Source organism: Natribacillus halophilus (assembly GCF_900100185.1).
Lineage (GTDB): Bacteria > Bacillota > Bacilli > Bacillales > Marinococcaceae > Natribacillus > Natribacillus halophilus.
The window spans coordinates 14,689-31,955 of record NZ_FNEN01000015.1 but is presented as its reverse complement, the minus strand read 5'-3'; the positions used below and the strand labels follow the sequence as shown (position 1 = coordinate 31,955).

The following is a 17,267-nucleotide window of genomic DNA, read 5'->3' as shown; positions in this document are numbered from 1 at the left end:
CGATCTCCCCACCTTTACCGGCGACCTCCCCCGCCGACCGCTGCCATTTGCCTCTCTCTCCAAAAAATGCCATACTATGTGAACGAAGAGAGGGCGTGGAGGTATGATCGTAGAGCTCACTAAGCGCATGGTTCGGACGACCTGGGAACATCGCTTATTCGATATCGCGGCCCAGATGGCTTACTACTTCCTGTTGGCGTTATTTCCCTTACTGATCGTTCTGCTCGGTATCCTGAATTTTTTACCTGTTGGTACAGCGGATGTTATGGATCTCATCAGCCCTTACGTTCCGGAAGAATTGTTATCGTTTATCGCCGTGAATTTAAGTACCATCCTGGATGTCAGGAATGCGGAGGCGCTCTCCATCAGCACGCTTGCGACGATCTGGATCACGTTGATGGGGGCATTCGCGGTCATTCGCTCGGTTAATCGCGCTTATCAGCTTCCGGAGCCGACATTAAAGAGAATGATCCTCGTTGGATTCGTGCTCGTTTTCACATTGTTATTCGCTGTGATTATATCGCTGTTATTGCCGGTTTTCGGGGAACCTATCGGAGAATTTGTGTTCCATATTCTCGGGCTGGGAGACATAATGACCGCCATCTGGTCAGTTAGTCGGTGGGGGATCAGCTTTCTCGTCGTCGGGATCGTGCTGCTCATTCTTTATATCATCGTGCCCAGCCAACGAATGAGCTGGCGCGATACGTGGCCGGGAGCCTTATTCGCTACGGTGGGTTGGCAAGCTGCTTCCCTGGGCTTTTCTTATTTTAACCAATGGAATGATTACACGCTGATCTACGGAGCCCTTGGAACTATCATCGGTTTGATGGTCTGGTTTTTTTTAACCGCCTTTATGATTTTACTGGGCGCCCAGCTCAACGCCCTCTTGATGGACATGCACCACACGGTAAGAAAAAAATAAACCCCCACATGGTGGGGATTCTCATTCCTATCTGACGTTTTCTCCATACACCTGGTTGACGATTTCATGAGCCGGTTTAGATCCCAGGTTTTTCGCGATTTTACCTTTTATATAGGAATCACTGATATGCTGGGTGAGCTCGGAGACCGTCTCTTTGCTGCCGACGAAATAGGAACCGGTTAAATTTCGTTTCTTGAGCTCTCTCGTTAATACGGGGGCCAACTTTTTATACCAGCGCTGCTTGTTTTCCTCGAAGCGTCGCTGAAAATCATCGACGCTTGTATCTGCTGCCGACGGTGGTGAGGCTTGATCTTCATAATCCACCCAGTCTTCTTTTTCCAGATCCCAGCTGAACTTTTTCTCATCGCGAACTTCACCGAGCGCGGTATCGATGAGGGTGACATCCCGTTGTTGGGTCACGATGACGCCCGTGGCCGGGTATCTTTCTTGCAAGTCTTCCAGCTGTCCGGTGTCTGCTTGTTTTTCCCAGTGGAATGACGTTTCCACGGGAACCTGGAGCGTCCGTGCGATCCATATATCCCCGTCTGCGGAGGCGATAAGGACGAAACTTTTTTGCATATTCATCTGCTGATCATGAATATGAGTATTGGCTTCTCCCAAAAGTTTTTTCAGCGCCTTTTTGCTCTCCTTGTCATCGCTTTTCTCCGCGTACTCCTCCAGTCGCTTTGTTCCGTTCTTGAGACGGATTTTCCATTCGCCCTGTTCACTTTCCGTGTTTAAGTAAATCGTCAGCACACCCAGGTCGTCGGTTTTGTTATTAATCCTGTTCAATTGTTCTGTTAATGCCATCTGTCTCGCCCTCCTCAACCGTCTTTATTCTTTGTATTTCCGAAGAGGATGAAGCTTAAACCTGACATTTTTAATCAGCGCCCGGAAGCCGTTGCTCTGTCTGGCCTTCACGAATTTTATAGGCTTGTCTCTGTCGTTGAATATCCTGGCCTGCTTCCTTGGCCGTGTCAAGCACATCTGTCGCTGTATCTTTTAAATGGGCCGAATGCCTGGCGATTTGTTCGATATCTTCACCGGCCACTTGCACGAGTTCATTGACCCTTTCTGTCGTGCCTTTCACCAAATCACTGATCTCCTGGCGATTCTCTGTCACAAAGGCGCTGGCATCGCTGACGAATGCTTTGCTCTCTCTGACGCATGACACCGTTTTACTCCGTGCCCTTTTATTGAAAAGTAAATAACTCACAAGCGCCGATACACTACCGGCCGTCACGTAAATCGCCCACTTTTTTTCTTTATTTGCCAACATAATCCCTCCGTTCACTTTGCTCCTAGTTTACCACAAACATCGACATTTTATCTCGAAGCGGAAATAATACGAATACTTCTTTAAATTGTAACATTTTGTTCATGTTTTATTTTGCATAAATCGGGTATACTAAAAATACAAGAAAATGTTCATTCGGTAAATAGACAGAAAAATTTTGAATGTCATTTTCTTAAATTTCTAAAGGAGAGAGAGAAGCATATGCGCAGACCATTTCGTACTTCATTTTCAGAGTTAGTGGATCAAAATAAACAGGATCTCGAACGAGATGCGGAGATGCTCGACCATATCGAAAGACGTGTGGAGGACAAGCAGCTTCGCCGTCTCAAGAAAAATAACCGCAAAAAAGAGGCGCTTTCCTAAGCCGCCTCTTTTTCGGAAGAAAATACTTTTTGAGCAGATAAGCTTATCATGCATAAGTGCAACTAAGGCTTTCGCCAGGCTTGGCGATAAGCCAAGTTTGCTTTAGGAAGCCGGGAGTCATCTCCCGGCTTCCAATGTTAATCCAGTTGGCTGATACTGCGATGAATCAAGTGATAGACGATGGACCGAATCGGTTCACCTTCGTTGAAAAGCTGGTGTTTGCCGTCTTTAATCAAAGAGATCGTCGCATTCGGAAATTTTTCCCGGAAAAAACGCACATTATGTTCCCAGGCCACGGTGCGGTCATCCGTCCCCTGGAAGATGTCAATATTCAGCGGATGGGCGGGAAGTTCGCGAAAGCGCGCTTCCCATTCAAACATGGCTCGTACCCAGGCGAGGGGGATGCGCGAGGCTTGCAGGGGATCTGTCCGTTGCTGCTCCAGATAGGCCTCATCCGATGAATTCGGACGATAGCGCCGCGGGACATCTTTTAAAAATGAGGAGGCGGCATACATCCCCAGCTTCGCCTGCCGCCAGCCGCGAAAACGGGCCAAGGGGGCTACGAGGATGAGTTTTTGCATATCCAGCTCCCGCCGGGCCAAGGCATAATGGGCTGCTACCCCTGCCCCGGTGCTATGGCCAATCATGATACGGGGGTTTATCCCCTCTTCAGCCAGCCTCAAAAGCGCGCTTTCCAACGTGGCTTCGTACTCGCTGAAATTGTCAACGCGATATCTTTGCCCCCCTGATAAGCCATGCCCCTGAAAATCAACCGCAGAGACGCTGTATCCTTCAGCGGTCAATGAACGAATAAAAGGGGCGAGGGGGCCAATATGCTCCATAAAGCCGTGCAAAAGCAAGATCTCTTCCCTCGGTGCTTGCACGGGCGTAAAGCGCTGCATAAAAACAGCGGCACCGGCAACGTTCAACCGAAAGTGACGATAATGAAGGTCGGTGGGCAGCCCGTAATAGTCTAAGTAGTTTTGCAAACGCTCCACGGTCTATGCTCCCTTCATGAAGCAACAGGCGGAAGCTGACCTCCCGCCTGTCGGCGTCTTTATTTTTCCTCTGTGAAATGCGCCTTATACTCTCCATATCCTTCTTTTTCCAGTTCATCGACGGGGATAAATTTCATGGCCGCCGAATTCATGCAATAACGAAGCCCGGTCGGGCCGGGACCGTCCGGGAAAACGTGCCCCAAATGGGAATCTGCCTCTTTACTGCGCACTTCCGTACGGCGCATGCCGTGGCTCGTATCCAGGTTTTCCTTAACGTCATCCTCTTCGATGGGATTCGTAAAACTCGGCCACCCACAGCTCGATTCGAATTTGTCCCTGGACGTAAACAGCGGTTGCCCGGAGACGATATCCACGTATATCCCCTCTTCAAAATGGTTCCAGTATTCATTTTCAAATGGGCGCTCCGTCGCATCATTTTGCGTCACCTCATATTGCAGCGGCGTCAGACGTTCTTTTAAATCTTTATGATCTTTTTTTTCGGCGCTCATTTAGACTCACTCCAATACGTTTTAATAAACTTCTCCCGGCCGGAACCCTTCTTGTAGAGCTGATAGTGAAAAGGGTTTTTTAGATGGTAATCCTGATGTTCAGCTTCCGCGTCGTAGAAAGTGTCTGCCGGCCGTATCGGGGTAACGATCGGATCCTCGAAAGGCCCGTTTTCCTGCAGGTCACGGCGCGAGGCCTCGGCCAACTGCTTCTGCTCATCATCGTGATAAAAGATCGCCGTCTCATAGGATTCCCCGCGATCGGCAAATTGCCCGCCTGCATCCGTCGGATCAATATTCTGCCAGAAAATCTTTAACAAACGTTGATAACTGACGGTTTGCGGGTCATACGTCAACTGAATGGCTTCCACATGGCCGGTTTGATCAGTGCCCACTTCCTCATAGGTAGGGTTCTCCGTATGGCCGCCCGTGTAGCCTGATTTCACATTCAACACACCGTCTTCAGCCTGAAAAGGGCCGACCATACACCAAAAACACCCCCCGGCAAAGGTGGCGTGTTTCTTCGTGTCACTCACAATTCATCATCTCCTCCTAGAAACAAAGTTCCGCCTCGCTTAAAGGCGGAACGCCATGTTTTCGTTATACCGATTGCTTCAGCGCATTAAGCGATGCTTCCGTGAAGGCCGGTAAATCATCCGGCTTCCGGCTCGTCACCAGGTTGTGGCAGACGACGACTTCTTCATCGTGTACGTTAGCTTTCGCGTACTCGAGGTCGGTGCGGATGTGAATCGCGCCGGTGACATGCCGCCCTTCCAGCGCTTTTGCCGTGATGAGCAGTTGCGGACCATGGCAAATCGCAAATACCGGCTTGTTTTCATCCATAAAATGTCTGGCAAAGGATACGAAGCGCTCATCGGCACGAAGCTGGTCCGGGGAAAAACCACCTGGAATGAACAAGGCGTCGAAGTCTTCCGGCTTCACATCATCGATGGCCACATCCACCGTAACACGCTCCGTGCCCTGTTTGCCCGTAACACTTTTGCCGCTTTCTTTTTCGATTGTCGTTAATCGATGGCCTGCGCTTTTGAAGTCTTCGGCAGGCTTAGTATATTCAACGTCCTCAAACAGATCGGTAAGTACAACAGCGATATGACTCATGTCGTAAGCACTCCTTTATTACGGTAAGGCTTTCGCCAGACTTGGCGATAAGCCAAGTCTTCTAATAATTTACCCCGTAGGTCGAGCTCATAAACATAGGTTGTTATTTGCGATCATAGTCCGCTTTGATCTCACCCCAAGCCTGTGTATCCCACTTTAATACCGGAGCGGTAAGGTCATTGTGATGAAGCCAGCTTTCCGCTCGTCCGATGGCTTGCCAGATCTCTTCGGTCGTTTCATCGCGTGCAAGCGTCGGTTTCGCTTTTTTCTTTTTCACCCAGCCGATGGCTGTTTGTGAATCAGAATAAATGGGAAGGGCCATACCTTCTTGCTTTTGCCAGGCGAGCGCATGAACGATGGCAAGAAACTCCCCCATATTGTTCGTCCCTTTTGCAAAAGGTTCGACGGCGAACAAAACATGCCCATCTTTCGTATAGACGCCCTGGTATTCGACAGGGCCGGGGTTGCCATGGGTTCCCGCGTCGACAGAAATGCTTTCTTCTATGTAAGTCTGTTCCTTATGGGAACTTTCTCCGTCCGTATGTTCCGATTCGTATGCGCGCTCAGCTTCCTGTCTCGATGTAAAGGATTTGAAACGCGCCCCTTTAAACCCATTGACCTGCTTCTGACACTCCGCCCACGTCTGATAGATGCCGGGCGTGCGCCCGTGCCACACGACATAATATTTATTTTTCGCCATTTTATCCTCCCGCTTCTAAAGAAAACTTGGCTTATCGCCAAGCCTTTAAGGCGATAAGCCTTAGTTGCACTTATGCAGGATAAGAAAGTGGTTTATACTTTCTTACCTGCCAAAAAAAAGAGCCCGAGGCGCCGGGCGCAACACGAGCTCCTTTTTAACGGTTTTAAAACTTACAGATCCTCTTCCTCATCGTCCATGCCTTCGTCCATTTCTTCGCCGCCGTCGTCCATGCCATCGTCGCCGTCTTCCATTTCACCGTTGCATGCGGCGAGCATGCCAACAGCGAAGATTCCGGAAAGCGCACCGTACAAGAGTTTCTTGTTCATTGTAAATCCCTCCATAATAATCCTTGAATCGTCGGCTTCTTCATTTATAACCGACTTTCTACTGCCAGCATATTCCCTTTTGCGTCCTATTTAAACCGGTAAACCCGTTTTTGCAATATTTCTCATAGAGATGCGACAGAAATGAGACTTTCTTTTTATAAAATTACATTTTTTAAGATGGAAAAGAACCCGTGACGATCACAGGCTCTCAGTTCTGTCTACATGTCATCGTCTTCGTCATCCATGTCGTCGTCCAAATCATCTTCCATGTCATCTTCCATGTCATCTTCCATATCATCGTCACCGTTTTCTTCCATTTCGCCGTTGTCGTCCATACCGTCGTCCATGTCGTCGCCGCCATCATCCATTTCACCGTTGCAAGCCGCCAGCATGCCAACGGCAAAGATTCCGGAAAGCGCACCGTACATTAATTTCTTATTCATCTCAATTTCCTCCTTAATGTTTTGATTCGCCAGATTTGTACTGGCCTCCTGGTTATGGTTATTCCTTTCATCCGATCGCTTAAAACGAATTTTATGACTTTCTCATCTTTTTACATACTTCTGCGATAGTATGAAAAAAAGAGCCCTTTTACAAAGGCTCTCTCTTGTATCCAGACAGCAAAATCAGTTGCCTTCTTCTTCCATACCGCCATTATCCTGACCGCCCCCGCCGTCGTCCATGCCACCGCCATTACAAGCTGCCAGCATTCCAACGGCGAATACGCCTGATAACACACCATACAATAATTTCTTATTCATTGAAATACCTCCTTCAAATATATCTGATACAGGAAATTGTCTTGCCTGTTTGTGATTCTTCCTCATTTCGCTATCGTTATACAGCACAAATGGTTTTCACATACTTTTTCATGTTCCGACTTCTAAAGAAAACTTGGCTTATCGCCACGCCTTTAAGGCGATAAGCCTTAGTTGCACTTATGCAGGATAAGAAAGTTATACTTTTATCTGCCAAAGAAAAAAACCGGGCATCACGCCCGGCTTCCTGCAAAGATACGCTCAATACCGATATATATCGAGAAGAGTACCAATGAAACAAATGTAAACCCTAGATAAAAGCGAATGATCCAATTCCGGCCCACTTCAAGTACTTCATTCGTATAAATACCGGCACCGACCGCGATCAGAAGAATGATGAATGCAATCAGGCATTCCAGCTTCCGCTGCTGGATCAATGTGATAATTTCTCTCATGGTCTTTCCCCCTCGTCCCAACTTAGTGCCTTAAGTATATCACATCGATAAGGGCTATAAGTGCTTAGCGTGCAATCTCCTCGCTGATTTTATACAATAAGGGCAGTCCCATTTTTAATTTCTTGAGGGAGGTCACGCAAATGATATTTGTAGATAATGGGGGCGTCACCGACCCCAGTATAAATCTTGCCATTGAAGAGTACGTTCTCACGCAATTTCGTGAGGCCGATCGTTATCTGCTTTTTTATGTTAATGAACCTTCGATTATCATCGGCAAAAATCAAAACACGATCGAAGAAATTAACACCGATTATGTTGAAGACAACCGCTTGCACGTCATCCGACGGTTATCCGGCGGCGGGGCAGTCTATCATGACCTCGGAAATTTGAATTTCAGCTTCATCAGTGAAGATGACGGCAACAGTTTCAACGACTTTCAAAAATTCACCGAACCTGTTGTGGACGCCTTGCAACAAATGAGCGTTCCGGCGGAAATGAGTGGTCGCAATGATCTGCAAGCCAACGGGTACAAAATTTCCGGCAATGCGCAGTTTGCCACGAGAGGCCGCATGTTCAACCACGGCACCCTGATGCTGGATTCCGAACTGGAAAACGTCGTCTCCGCCTTAAATGTCAGCGATGAAAAAATCCGCTCCAAAGGGATCAAATCCATTCGCAGCCGCGTCGCCAACATCAATGATTTCCTTGACGAGAAGCTAACGATGGATCATTTTAAGGAAACGTTGTTGCATTATATTTTTGCAGGCGACAGCGACTTTGAACGCTATACCCTTACTGACGAAGACTGGAAACACATTATGGAGATCTCGGAAAATCGCTATCGAAAATGGGACTGGAACTACGGGAAATCTCCGAAATACGATATCAAAAAAGCGAAGAAGTTCGATGCCGGATTGGTCGATTTCCGTTTTAAAGTGCAAAAAGGTATCATTGCCGATATGACCATCTACGGGGACTTCTTTGGGACAGGCGATGTGAAAGATATCGAAACACGGCTGGACGGAACAAAATACGAACCTGAGGCCATTGCCCATGCTCTGGGTGATATCGACACACGAACCTATTTTGGACCCATTGCCAAAGAGGACATCATTGCTTTATTGTATTAAATACTGGGAGGCTAAGTTATGAGAGACTACGTTTACGGAAATACACCCACCTTTCTGGAATCAACATGGGCTGTCGATAAAAAACCACGCGGGGCGGATGTCATCGTCTATGGCGTACCCTGGGAAGGCGGGGTCACCTGGGGAGATTATACCGGCGTTGAGCTCGGCCCCAAGTCGATGCGCCTGGCCTCAGCGCGCTATAGTGGATACCTTCCCGAACTCAATCATATGGATGTTTTTGAGCATTTACATTTAGCTGATATGGGAGATGTTGATGTCGTTCCGGCCGAGATCGACAAAACGATGGAACGCATTACTTCGTTTTCAGGAAATGTTTGGGAAAGCGGAACGTTTCCGGTGGCCCTCGGCGGCGATCACAGCATAACGTATCCGATTATCCGCGCGTGGAGTAACCAGAACCCGGGTCAGCGTATGGGCATCATCCACCTGGACGCCCATTACGACAATATGCCCCATTTTAACGGGGATAAGTATGCCCGCAACACGCCTTTCGCACGACTTTATGAACTCGACGCGGTCCGCAACGAAAGTTTGTTGCATGTCGGCATCCACGGTCCGCGCAATAAGCCGGAGAGCGGTCGTTACGCCCGCGATGCGGGGGCCAAAACGCTCACGATTAATGATGTCCGCGAAGGCAGCGACTTGCGTGCCCTCGCAAACGATATTTACAAGCAGGCCAGCGAAGGCACGGACGCGGTTTATTTGTCCATTTGCAGCGATGTTCTCGATCATGCGTTTAATCCGGGTGGTCCCGTTGACACCAACGGTTTATCCTCTTATGAGTTATTGACGATGATTCACGAATTCGGGAAACTGGGCTTATGCGGCATGGACTTCGTCGAAGTCTATCCCCAGCAAGATGCGAACGACTTGTCGTCCCACCTTGCTTCTACCGTTGTCCTTTATGTCCTTGCCGGGCATGCATCGCGACAATCCTAAACGTACAAAACCGGGGAGCTCCCCGGTTTCATTACATAGACGAGCAGCTTCACGCGTAGTATGATATACGAATCAAACAATGACGACGAGGCGTTAGCAATTCTGCCCCAATCAATACGGAAAGGGCGAAAACGACATGACAAAAGAACATGCCCACATTATTGGGCGAGCAGTCATTGTTATCGGGAGCATCATTCTCATCTTGTGGGCTACGGGCTATTTATTTACACTTACCTATCCTTTCATCATCGCCGCAGTCATCGCCTGGATGCTCTCGCCACTTCTTAAATATTTAAAAATAAAACTCAAATTTCCATCCGGGGTGGCTTCATTTATATCTTTGCTCGTCGGGATGTCATTATTAGGCGGTATCATTACCGGCCTTACTTTCCTGGGCATTTACGGTTTCCGGCAACTCTCTGAACAATTGCCCGGTTGGATCGAGCAAGGCGCCGAACAGTTACAGCGGATATTCAATGAAACCATTCTGCCGATCTGGACGGAAATGACCGGGTTTTTCGATAACCTAACCGCAGCCCAACAACAAACCATGCAGGAAGGCATTACACAGCTGGGCAATCAAATCGGAAACATTTTAGGTAATCTCGGCCAAACGATTGCCGACGGACTGGGGAATATATTTACGGCCATTCCTACATTTTTGCTCGTGATTATTTTCGTCTTTCTGGCCGTATACTTTATCGGCAAGGATATGGGAGCGATTAAAGTTGGCTTGCAACGCCGAATTCCCAAGTTCGTACAAGCAAAATTCGTATTGTTTATCCAACAAATGCGCGTGCGGGTGTTCGGATTTATCCGCGCACAATTGATTTTGATGTTCATCACTTCTGTGCTTGTGCTGATCGGATTACTGATCCTGGGCACTGAAAACCCACTCATGATGGCGATTATTATCGGGGTTGCCGAAATCCTTCCCTATCTGGGAACCGGGACCATCCTGATCCCCTGGGCAATTTACAGTTTTGTTACAGGAGAAATTTTCATGGGCATCGCTCTGTCGATTCTCTATATAGTCGTCGTCATCGTTAGACAGAGCCTGGAACCGAAAGTTTTATCCTCCAGCATGAATTTGAACGCCCTTGGTGTATTGCTGTCTTTATTCATCGGCTTACAACTTTTCGGCGTCATCGGCTTGATTATAGGCCCCGCCCTCCTTGTCATCATTACTATTCTGAATGATATCGGCGTTGTCGCTGAGATTGAAGATTTTATTTACCACGGATTCAGGAAAGAGTGATATGTTGCGCTCGATCATCATTTCTCAACAAATGAGCGTAATATGTGAGTTTATTACAGCCAAATTTGTCGCAAACCCCCTTTATTACAGGGGGTTTGCAGTTTGTTTAAATCACCCGTGATCCCCTTGCCTCCTTTTTCAAAGCTTGCTAGGATGCTAGTGGTTGTAGATATGTACAACTACGCTTTAATTTCTACCAAGAGGAGGCGTTTGCTACATGCGCAAAATGCAAACACCTAAATGGGTTAAAAATTACGGTTTGTCTACATTGGTAGCTGGATTTGTTTTCCTTCTTTTACCGATGGCGGCAGATGCCAGCGACTTTGGAGACGAACTGTTATCCGACGGGATAGAGAATGAGCACGTTGAACAGCTTCAGGATCTACTTATTGCTGAAGGGCACCTGGATCAAGCCTCAGCTGATGGTCTCTATAATGAAGCCACTTCGGAAGCGGTCAAAAGTTATCAGGAAGAAAACGACCTGCTCGCTGATGGTCTGGCCGGACCACAAACGCTCGGGGCATTGAAAACACTCGAAGAAGGCGATGAAAATGCGCTCGTCACCGATCTGCAGGAAACATTGGATGCAGCGGGGCATTATAACGGATCTGTAGATGGCTATTTCGATGAGGAAACGTATGATGCCGTAAAAGACTTTCAAGCGGCTACTGATATTGCTGTAGATGGCCTCGCCGGTCCTGAGACATTCTCTACGCTGTATTATAGTACGACAGAGGATGCCAAAGAGGAAGAGGAACCGGAGAGCGAGGGAGCTGCTGATGATGAGGCAGCGAACGAGGAAACAGCCGAAGCCGCTGACGAAGCCAGTGTAGAACAAGAGACTAACGCAGAAGCAGGCGCGGACGAAGGCAGCACTGAAAGTGACGAAGCAAGTGCCGAAACAACGGAAGAAACAACGTCCAACGACAACGAATCTTCTTCCGAAAGCCCGGAAGGTACAACATATCAAATGGAGGCTACCGCCTACACAGCTGAATGTAACGGTTGCTCCGGCATCACAGCAAACGGCACGGACCTTCGTAACGATCGAAACGCAAATGTCGTAGCTGTGGACCCTAATGTTATCCCGCTCGGTACCACCGTCCATGTGGAAGGCTACGGTGAAGCTGTCGCCGCGGATACCGGAGGCGCCATCAATGGTGAAAAAATTGACCTGCACGTTCCCACCAAAGAAGAAGCCATGAACTTCGGCCGCCAAAACGTTGAAGTGACCGTCCTGGATTAAGCAAGGACAAAAATCAGCACGGAATGAAAGCTGATTAGCGATTGTTGTCATTTTTTGCAATATTGCGTGTGCGGTCTTTTCATTGAAAACTAGGGTTATTGGGATCGTTACGCGTGTTGAGGGACTTAGGAGCAATATATTGCACAGCAGCAGGTGATAAACACCAACGTTGACGACCTAACGACCTCAGCCACAAGGCGTTAGGGCATCAAAAGTCATTGTTGACGACCTAACAGCTTCCGACACATTACGTTAGGGCGCCATAAACTATTGTTGCTGCTCCTTGATCGTCATGATAAATATTTTTAGACAAAATTTTCATTATTTATGCCTGGAATTATCTTTTTCGACACATATATTTGATATGGGACGTTTTATGTGGTTTAATGTCGTTTCATGGCGGCTCTTGTAAAATTGCCTGCTTGTCTTCTTTATACTATGCTACGGGGCAAGGAGGTGCAAGCAATGAAAAAAACTCTCTTTGCATCCGCACTCATCGGTATGGTCATGATTGGAAGTGTTAGTCTCGGAGGTTCCCTGACCGGATTGGAAAGTTATGGTCTGCCTTTCGCACATGATGTCTCACCACTAAGTCTTCCATTTGCACATTAAACACGTGCAAAAGCAAAGGGATCTCCCCCTTTGCTTTTTCTATTCTTTATTATGCTCCATCTCTTTTTTGGCCATTTCTGCAAGGTGTTCTTTCTTTGCCACTTCGAATATACCGATGGCTTGTTCAAAGTGACGTTTCCATAATTTAACATCTAATTTCCTTTCACAAAACCCTTTTTGAAAAAGTAACTCCCCCAGTAAATACATCATTTCTTCACGCACGCAAATTTGAATTCCGCGATCAGCTGCCTGCAGCGATTCTTTATAACGATTCTCCATTGTAAGAATGTTAGAGAGATTATACCACATTCTAACTTTAATATGGGGTTTTAATGCAGGTACGAAAACACTTGCATTGATTGCTTTTAAAAGGTTTTCATGTGCTTCTTTGCAATTTCCTTCTGAGTACTGGATGATCGCCATACTATTCATAATTTCAATTTCTCGTTCCGTATATATTTTACTTCCGCGATAAGTAATGGCTAAACTTTCGTTGATATATTCCATTGCTTTATTGTAGTTCCCGTATAAATGGTAAACACAAATACCCAGGTGCCATAAGTGAAACTGCTGTAAATAAATAGTGTTAAAAAATTTTTCGTGACTTTGCAAAGTTTCCATAGCATCCTTATAATCATAGTCACGAATTTTTTTCCGGATTTCATCTTTAAGTTCTTCTATGTAATCAAGCCGCTCGTGCTCCCCGATCTGAAAAAAATAATTGACATCAATGTCCAGCTTTTTGGCAATTTCATACAAGGTGGAGGATAAAGGGATAATGTCTCCTTTTTCAATTTTACTGATTTGGGCCTGTGTGCAGATGTCTTCTGCGAGTTGCTTTTGCGTCAAGCCTTTCATCTCACGATAATAACGAACATTAAAACCTATGGTATCGTATTGCATTTTCTCCCCCTCTTCCATCCCTTTCCATCGTACACCTTTTTAAAAAATAAGTAAAAACAACTGATCATAATGATCAGCTGTCTACATTTCAATCGCCTTTTCAGAACGGTAAGCATCGATGAGCAACAAAATTGCTGTGATCGTATGCATCGTCCAGCCTACCCCGGGAATAAATCCAACACAGGAGGTGATAATACCGAGAATACTGCCGTGTTTGGTTTTACCTTCACTGATACTGAGCAGCAACGTAATAATGTGCAGGACCAACATAATGATAAGCGGTGTCCAATTTAAAGAAAGAATGATCGTGCCGCCAATGAAGGGGATTGCCCAAAACCCTTCCAGGGCACCCGTGATCCATTTCATAATCGATGATCTATTCACGAATCCATCCTCCTCTCCAATAGTATTACTAAAATATACATTATCATACACTACATTACACGGGAAAGGAACGGAACTGTGTACGATTCCTGGCATAATTTCAAAAAGGTTGAATATTCATGTTTTACAATGACCGGTCAGTGGAATAGACATATAATTCCGTAAAAGAAAGAGGGATTTCATGGCAACCGTTGATTTGTTTGCAATTATTGGATTCTCGGCTTTATTGGTCGGAGTGAGCATTCTCATGACATTCATCCTCTTCAAACTTTCTGCAAACGAAGGCAAATGAGGCTAACGAAAGCCGGTCCCTGTTACCAACAGGGCCCGGCTTTGCCTATCACGGCTCAACGATATGACTTTTCCTCTCACCATCTGTACTGTTCATAAAACTGAGCGCATCCAGAAACCGTTGTTGAAAGGTGCCGACCCCGTCTTCCTTCGCTCGGGCAAAGGCCTCCTCGCTGGCGACGCCATATTGGGCGAGACCGGCCGCTGACGCTTGCACGATCCCCTTTTCCTGCCCGGAAGCGATGTAGGCCAGTATGACAGCGCCCAACAAGCAGCCTGTCCCGACGACGCGCGCGAGCCATTCATGTCCATTTTTTATTTGGTACGTCCGTGTGCCATCACTGATCGCGTCGACTTCCCCGGTGACGCAAACGGTCGTCCCCAACACTTTGGCGGCTTCTTTTGCCAACGTTTCCGCCGCTTGGTCGCTCTGTCCCTCCACGCCGTGCATTTGGGAATGCATGCCGATGAGCGCGGCAATTTCTCCGCCGTTCCCGCGAATAACGTCTGGCGTAACCTCTTGCAAAAGGTCCTTAACCACTCTCGTGCGATAGGATGTTGCACCGACAGCCACAGGGTCCAATACGACCGGTGTTCCGCTCTCGTTAGCGGCCCGGCCGGCGAGGCGCATCGCTTCATATTGATAGGGCGTTAACGTCCCTGTATTCAGCAACAAGCCATCCGCTATCTGGGCCATCTCCTCCACTTCTTCATGATTACCCGTCATGACCGGGGCCGCTCCAACGGCGAGCAATCCGTTTGCTGTGAAATTCGTTACGACTTCATTCGTGATACAATGAATGAGCGGGTTTTTTTTCCTTACGTCATCAATCATGGCTTTCACTGCCCCTTGTTAATTCGTTTCAATAAATCTTCCCAAAAATGATTGCAAACGCTCACTTTGCGGATTTTCGAGAACGTTGCGGGGATGACCTTGCTCTGCGATTTTGCCATTATCGAGAAACAACACGTGATCGGCCACGTCACGGGCAAATTCCATTTCGTGGGTTATGATCATCATCGTCGTATCCCCTTCAGAAGCAATATCTTTGAGGACTTCGAGCACCTCGCCGACGAGTTCCGGGTCAAGGGCGGCGGTAACCTCATCGAACAGCATGACTTTCGGCTGCATGACGAGGGAGCGGGCAATGGCCACGCGTTGTTGTTGTCCCCCCGACAATTGCGCAGGGTACTGATCAACTTTATCGCCGAGGCCCACTTTATCGAGCATTTCCTGGGCCCTTGCCTTCGCTTCATTCTTGTCGACGCCAAGTACATGCACCGGCGCTTCCGTACAATTGCGCATGATCGTCATATGCGGGAAAAGATTATATTGCTGGAACACCATGCCGATACTTCCCCGCACTTTTCGTAGATGTTTTTCGTCGGCAGGAACGAACTCCCCCTTGACTTCCTTGTGCCAAAGCATTTCCCCATCGACTTCGATCGTCCCTTCCGTCGGTTGCTCCAGCGTCATGAGCATGCGAATGATCGTCGTTTTCCCCGAACCGGACGGGCCGATCAACGCCACCTTCTCCCCTTGGTTCACATTGAGGTTAAGATCGTTTAAGACGACCGTATCACCGAAAGCCTTCTTTACATTTTTATAACTGACGATCGTATTGGCATTGTCTTCACCTGGCGTTTCCACTGTTTCTTCCCTGGCTTCTTCTGTCATGTTTTCACTCCCTTTTCTGCACTGCCGGGCAACTTACCGGACCGTTTCTCCAGATATCGGATGAATAATGCCGACGGATAACTGAGAACGAGGAACAAAAAGCCGACAATCGTAACCGGTTCGAGAAAGCGGTACGTATCTGAACCGATTTGTTGCGCCACCGCCAACATTTCCAGAACATAAATCCCGGACAACAACGGTGTTTCCTTGAATAGTACGATCAAGTAGTTGCCCAACATCGGGATGACCGGCGGAATCGCTTGCGGCAAGACGACCTTTTGCCACGTTTGCGCCCGCGAGAAGTTTAATGCCTTGCTCGCCTCCCATTGACTGGAAGGTACAGCTTCAATGCCCGAGCGATAAACCTCCGATACATACGTGGCGTAATGAACCCCGAGCACAATCGCTCCGGTTACAAATGGAGACATATCAAAGGCAAAATAAACAAAGAACAGTTGCACGAGCGGCGGTGTCATCCTGATAAATTCGATGACTCCCGCGATGAGCAGAGATAACGGCTTGAAGCTCGACCGGCGCAACAGCGTCAACACAAGCCCGAGCGTAAGTGAAATAAAATAAGCCGCGACAGTTGCTCCGATCGTTATCCCAATCGCGCTTATAATGTCCGGAAAAACTTCAAAAGCAAATTCCCAATCCCATGTCATGCCGTACTCACCCCTTTAGACGCCTGTTTTTCCAGCCACCGTGTCAAAAAGACGAGGGGAAGGGCGATGACAAAATAAGTGAATAACAAATACGTATAAATTTCCACCTGATCGCTCAGGGCTGTATTCGCTCCTCGCAGGATATCGGCGCGATAGGTCATATCGGCAAGGGAGATAAAATAAACGAGCGACGTCCCTTTTAATAATTCGATCGAATTATTGCCGATACCCGGGAGCATGATACGGAATGCTTGCGGCAAAATCACAAGACGCATCCGTTGGAAATTGGACATATTGAGTGAAATGGCGGCCTCTTTTTGTCCTTCCGGCACGGCCAGAACCGCGCCCCGAACCACCTCGGATGCATAAGCACCGTAGTTAAAACCGAGCGCGAGACCCCCGGCCAGGAAGGTCGAGATCGTAAACGGTGCCAGCGACGGGAAGACGAACGCGAAGAAAAACATTTGCACAAGCAGGGACGTCCCCCGGAAAAGCTCGACGAATATCGTCGCAATCACCCTTACAATCGCGAGTTTCGAAGTTCGAGCCAGGCCGGCGACAATCGCGATGGAATAGGCCAACGCCGCGCCAAACAGAAAGGCCTGTACGGTTATCGTTAAACCTTGCAATATAAAAGGTAAAAATTCCCCTATGTTCGTAAACACTGGCATCTCCCCTAAGAGCTGACGCTCCAAC

At 47.7% G+C, this 17,267-nt stretch carries 22 protein-coding genes and 1 pseudogene; 7 read left to right on the top strand and 16 right to left on the bottom strand.

Annotated features, from left to right (window positions below):
- The first annotated feature begins 103 nt into the window (after positions 1-103).
- Positions 104-922 carry a YihY/virulence factor BrkB family protein gene (locus BLS58_RS13760; protein ID WP_090399373.1) on the top strand — a complete coding sequence of 273 codons (819 nt, stop codon included), beginning with the start codon at positions 104-106 and terminating at the stop codon, positions 920-922.
- 27 nt (positions 923-949) lie between these two features.
- Here BLS58_RS13760 and BLS58_RS13755 read toward each other — a convergent pair whose 3' ends face one another.
- Together BLS58_RS13755 and BLS58_RS13750 are read right to left on the bottom strand one after the other, a co-directional pair.
- The gene (locus BLS58_RS13755; protein ID WP_090399372.1) at positions 950-1,732 is read right to left on the bottom strand and encodes a VLRF1 family aeRF1-type release factor; all 783 of its coding nucleotides are present in this window, start codon (positions 1,730-1,732) and stop codon (positions 950-952) included.
- A 70-nt stretch (positions 1,733-1,802) separates the two neighbouring features.
- Positions 1,803-2,198 carry a hypothetical protein gene (locus BLS58_RS13750; protein ID WP_143018922.1) on the bottom strand — a complete coding sequence of 132 codons (396 nt, stop codon included), beginning with the start codon at positions 2,196-2,198 and terminating at the stop codon, positions 1,803-1,805.
- Between the two features lie 222 nt (positions 2,199-2,420).
- Between BLS58_RS13750 and BLS58_RS17280 the strand changes: the two genes are divergently transcribed.
- Complete coding sequence (locus tag BLS58_RS17280) at positions 2,421-2,582, top strand: FbpB family small basic protein (RefSeq protein ID WP_143018921.1); 162 nt, start codon at positions 2,421-2,423, stop codon at positions 2,580-2,582.
- A gap of 137 nt (positions 2,583-2,719) precedes the next feature.
- Here BLS58_RS17280 and BLS58_RS13745 read toward each other — a convergent pair whose 3' ends face one another.
- The 8 genes and pseudogenes from BLS58_RS13745 to BLS58_RS13720 form a co-directional block, all read right to left on the bottom strand.
- Complete coding sequence (locus BLS58_RS13745) at positions 2,720-3,580, bottom strand: alpha/beta hydrolase (RefSeq protein WP_090399370.1); 861 nt, start codon at positions 3,578-3,580, stop codon at positions 2,720-2,722.
- A gap of 59 nt (positions 3,581-3,639) precedes the next feature.
- A pseudogene (gene msrB / locus BLS58_RS13740) lies at positions 3,640-4,571 on the bottom strand (peptide-methionine (R)-S-oxide reductase MsrB).
- Positions 4,572-4,686: 115 nt separating this feature from the next.
- Positions 4,687-5,205, bottom strand: a complete 519-nt coding sequence (locus BLS58_RS13735; protein WP_090399369.1) for a type 1 glutamine amidotransferase domain-containing protein — start codon at positions 5,203-5,205, stop codon at positions 4,687-4,689.
- Positions 5,206-5,308: 103 nt separating this feature from the next.
- Entirely contained in the window at positions 5,309-5,905 is a 597-nt protein-coding gene (gene rnhA, locus BLS58_RS13730) for a ribonuclease H (RefSeq protein ID WP_090399368.1), read from the bottom strand.
- 170 nt (positions 5,906-6,075) lie between these two features.
- Positions 6,076-6,231 carry a hypothetical protein gene (locus BLS58_RS17625; protein WP_176764757.1) on the bottom strand — a complete coding sequence of 52 codons (156 nt, stop codon included), beginning with the start codon at positions 6,229-6,231 and terminating at the stop codon, positions 6,076-6,078.
- Positions 6,232-6,449: 218 nt separating this feature from the next.
- Positions 6,450-6,674, bottom strand: coding sequence for a hypothetical protein (locus BLS58_RS13725; protein ID WP_090399367.1), 225 nt, complete (start codon positions 6,672-6,674; stop codon positions 6,450-6,452).
- A gap of 183 nt (positions 6,675-6,857) precedes the next feature.
- Complete coding sequence (locus tag BLS58_RS18210; protein ID WP_281241015.1) at positions 6,858-6,992, bottom strand: hypothetical protein; 135 nt, start codon at positions 6,990-6,992, stop codon at positions 6,858-6,860.
- 230 nt (positions 6,993-7,222) lie between these two features.
- Positions 7,223-7,444, bottom strand: coding sequence for a hypothetical protein (locus tag BLS58_RS13720; RefSeq protein ID WP_090399366.1), 222 nt, complete (start codon positions 7,442-7,444; stop codon positions 7,223-7,225).
- A 140-nt stretch (positions 7,445-7,584) separates the two neighbouring features.
- Between BLS58_RS13720 and lplA the strand changes: the two genes are divergently transcribed.
- The 5 genes from lplA (at position 7,585) to BLS58_RS17620 (ending at position 12,650) form a co-directional block, all read left to right on the top strand.
- Positions 7,585-8,574 (top strand): lipoate--protein ligase, encoded by a 990-nt coding sequence (lplA, locus tag BLS58_RS13715; protein ID WP_090399365.1) that lies wholly within the window; start codon positions 7,585-7,587, stop codon positions 8,572-8,574.
- Positions 8,575-8,592: 18 nt separating this feature from the next.
- Entirely contained in the window at positions 8,593-9,534 is a 942-nt protein-coding gene (locus tag BLS58_RS13710) for an agmatinase family protein (RefSeq protein WP_090399364.1), read from the top strand.
- Positions 9,535-9,670: 136 nt separating this feature from the next.
- Positions 9,671-10,792 carry a sporulation integral membrane protein YtvI gene (ytvI, locus tag BLS58_RS13705; RefSeq protein ID WP_090399363.1) on the top strand — a complete coding sequence of 374 codons (1,122 nt, stop codon included), beginning with the start codon at positions 9,671-9,673 and terminating at the stop codon, positions 10,790-10,792.
- 217 nt (positions 10,793-11,009) lie between these two features.
- Entirely contained in the window at positions 11,010-12,038 is a 1,029-nt protein-coding gene (locus tag BLS58_RS18205) for a peptidoglycan-binding protein (RefSeq protein ID WP_090399362.1), read from the top strand.
- Positions 12,039-12,503: 465 nt separating this feature from the next.
- Positions 12,504-12,650: a hypothetical protein gene (locus tag BLS58_RS17620; protein WP_176764756.1), complete on the top strand. Its 147-nt coding sequence runs from the start codon at positions 12,504-12,506 to the stop codon at positions 12,648-12,650.
- A 39-nt stretch (positions 12,651-12,689) separates the two neighbouring features.
- Here BLS58_RS17620 and BLS58_RS13695 read toward each other — a convergent pair whose 3' ends face one another.
- From BLS58_RS13695 to ehuC, 6 genes are all read right to left on the bottom strand, one after another.
- Positions 12,690-13,553: a helix-turn-helix domain-containing protein gene (locus BLS58_RS13695; RefSeq protein WP_218126233.1), complete on the bottom strand. Its 864-nt coding sequence runs from the start codon at positions 13,551-13,553 to the stop codon at positions 12,690-12,692.
- An 81-nt stretch (positions 13,554-13,634) separates the two neighbouring features.
- Complete coding sequence (locus BLS58_RS13690) at positions 13,635-13,937, bottom strand: hypothetical protein (protein ID WP_090399360.1); 303 nt, start codon at positions 13,935-13,937, stop codon at positions 13,635-13,637.
- Between the two features lie 340 nt (positions 13,938-14,277).
- The gene (thiM, locus tag BLS58_RS13685) at positions 14,278-15,063 is read right to left on the bottom strand and encodes a hydroxyethylthiazole kinase (protein ID WP_090399359.1); all 786 of its coding nucleotides are present in this window, start codon (positions 15,061-15,063) and stop codon (positions 14,278-14,280) included.
- Between the two features lie 18 nt (positions 15,064-15,081).
- Complete coding sequence (gene ehuA, locus BLS58_RS13680) at positions 15,082-15,906, bottom strand: ectoine/hydroxyectoine ABC transporter ATP-binding protein EhuA (protein WP_090399358.1); 825 nt, start codon at positions 15,904-15,906, stop codon at positions 15,082-15,084.
- Complete coding sequence (ehuD, locus tag BLS58_RS13675; protein ID WP_090399357.1) at positions 15,903-16,571, bottom strand: ectoine/hydroxyectoine ABC transporter permease subunit EhuD; 669 nt, start codon at positions 16,569-16,571, stop codon at positions 15,903-15,905. The genes ehuA and ehuD overlap by 4 nt, the downstream gene beginning before the upstream one ends.
- Positions 16,568-17,236, bottom strand: a complete 669-nt coding sequence (gene ehuC / locus BLS58_RS13670) for an ectoine/hydroxyectoine ABC transporter permease subunit EhuC (RefSeq protein WP_425433697.1) — start codon at positions 17,234-17,236, stop codon at positions 16,568-16,570. The genes ehuD and ehuC overlap by 4 nt, the downstream gene beginning before the upstream one ends.
- Positions 17,237-17,267: the final 31 nt, after the last annotated feature.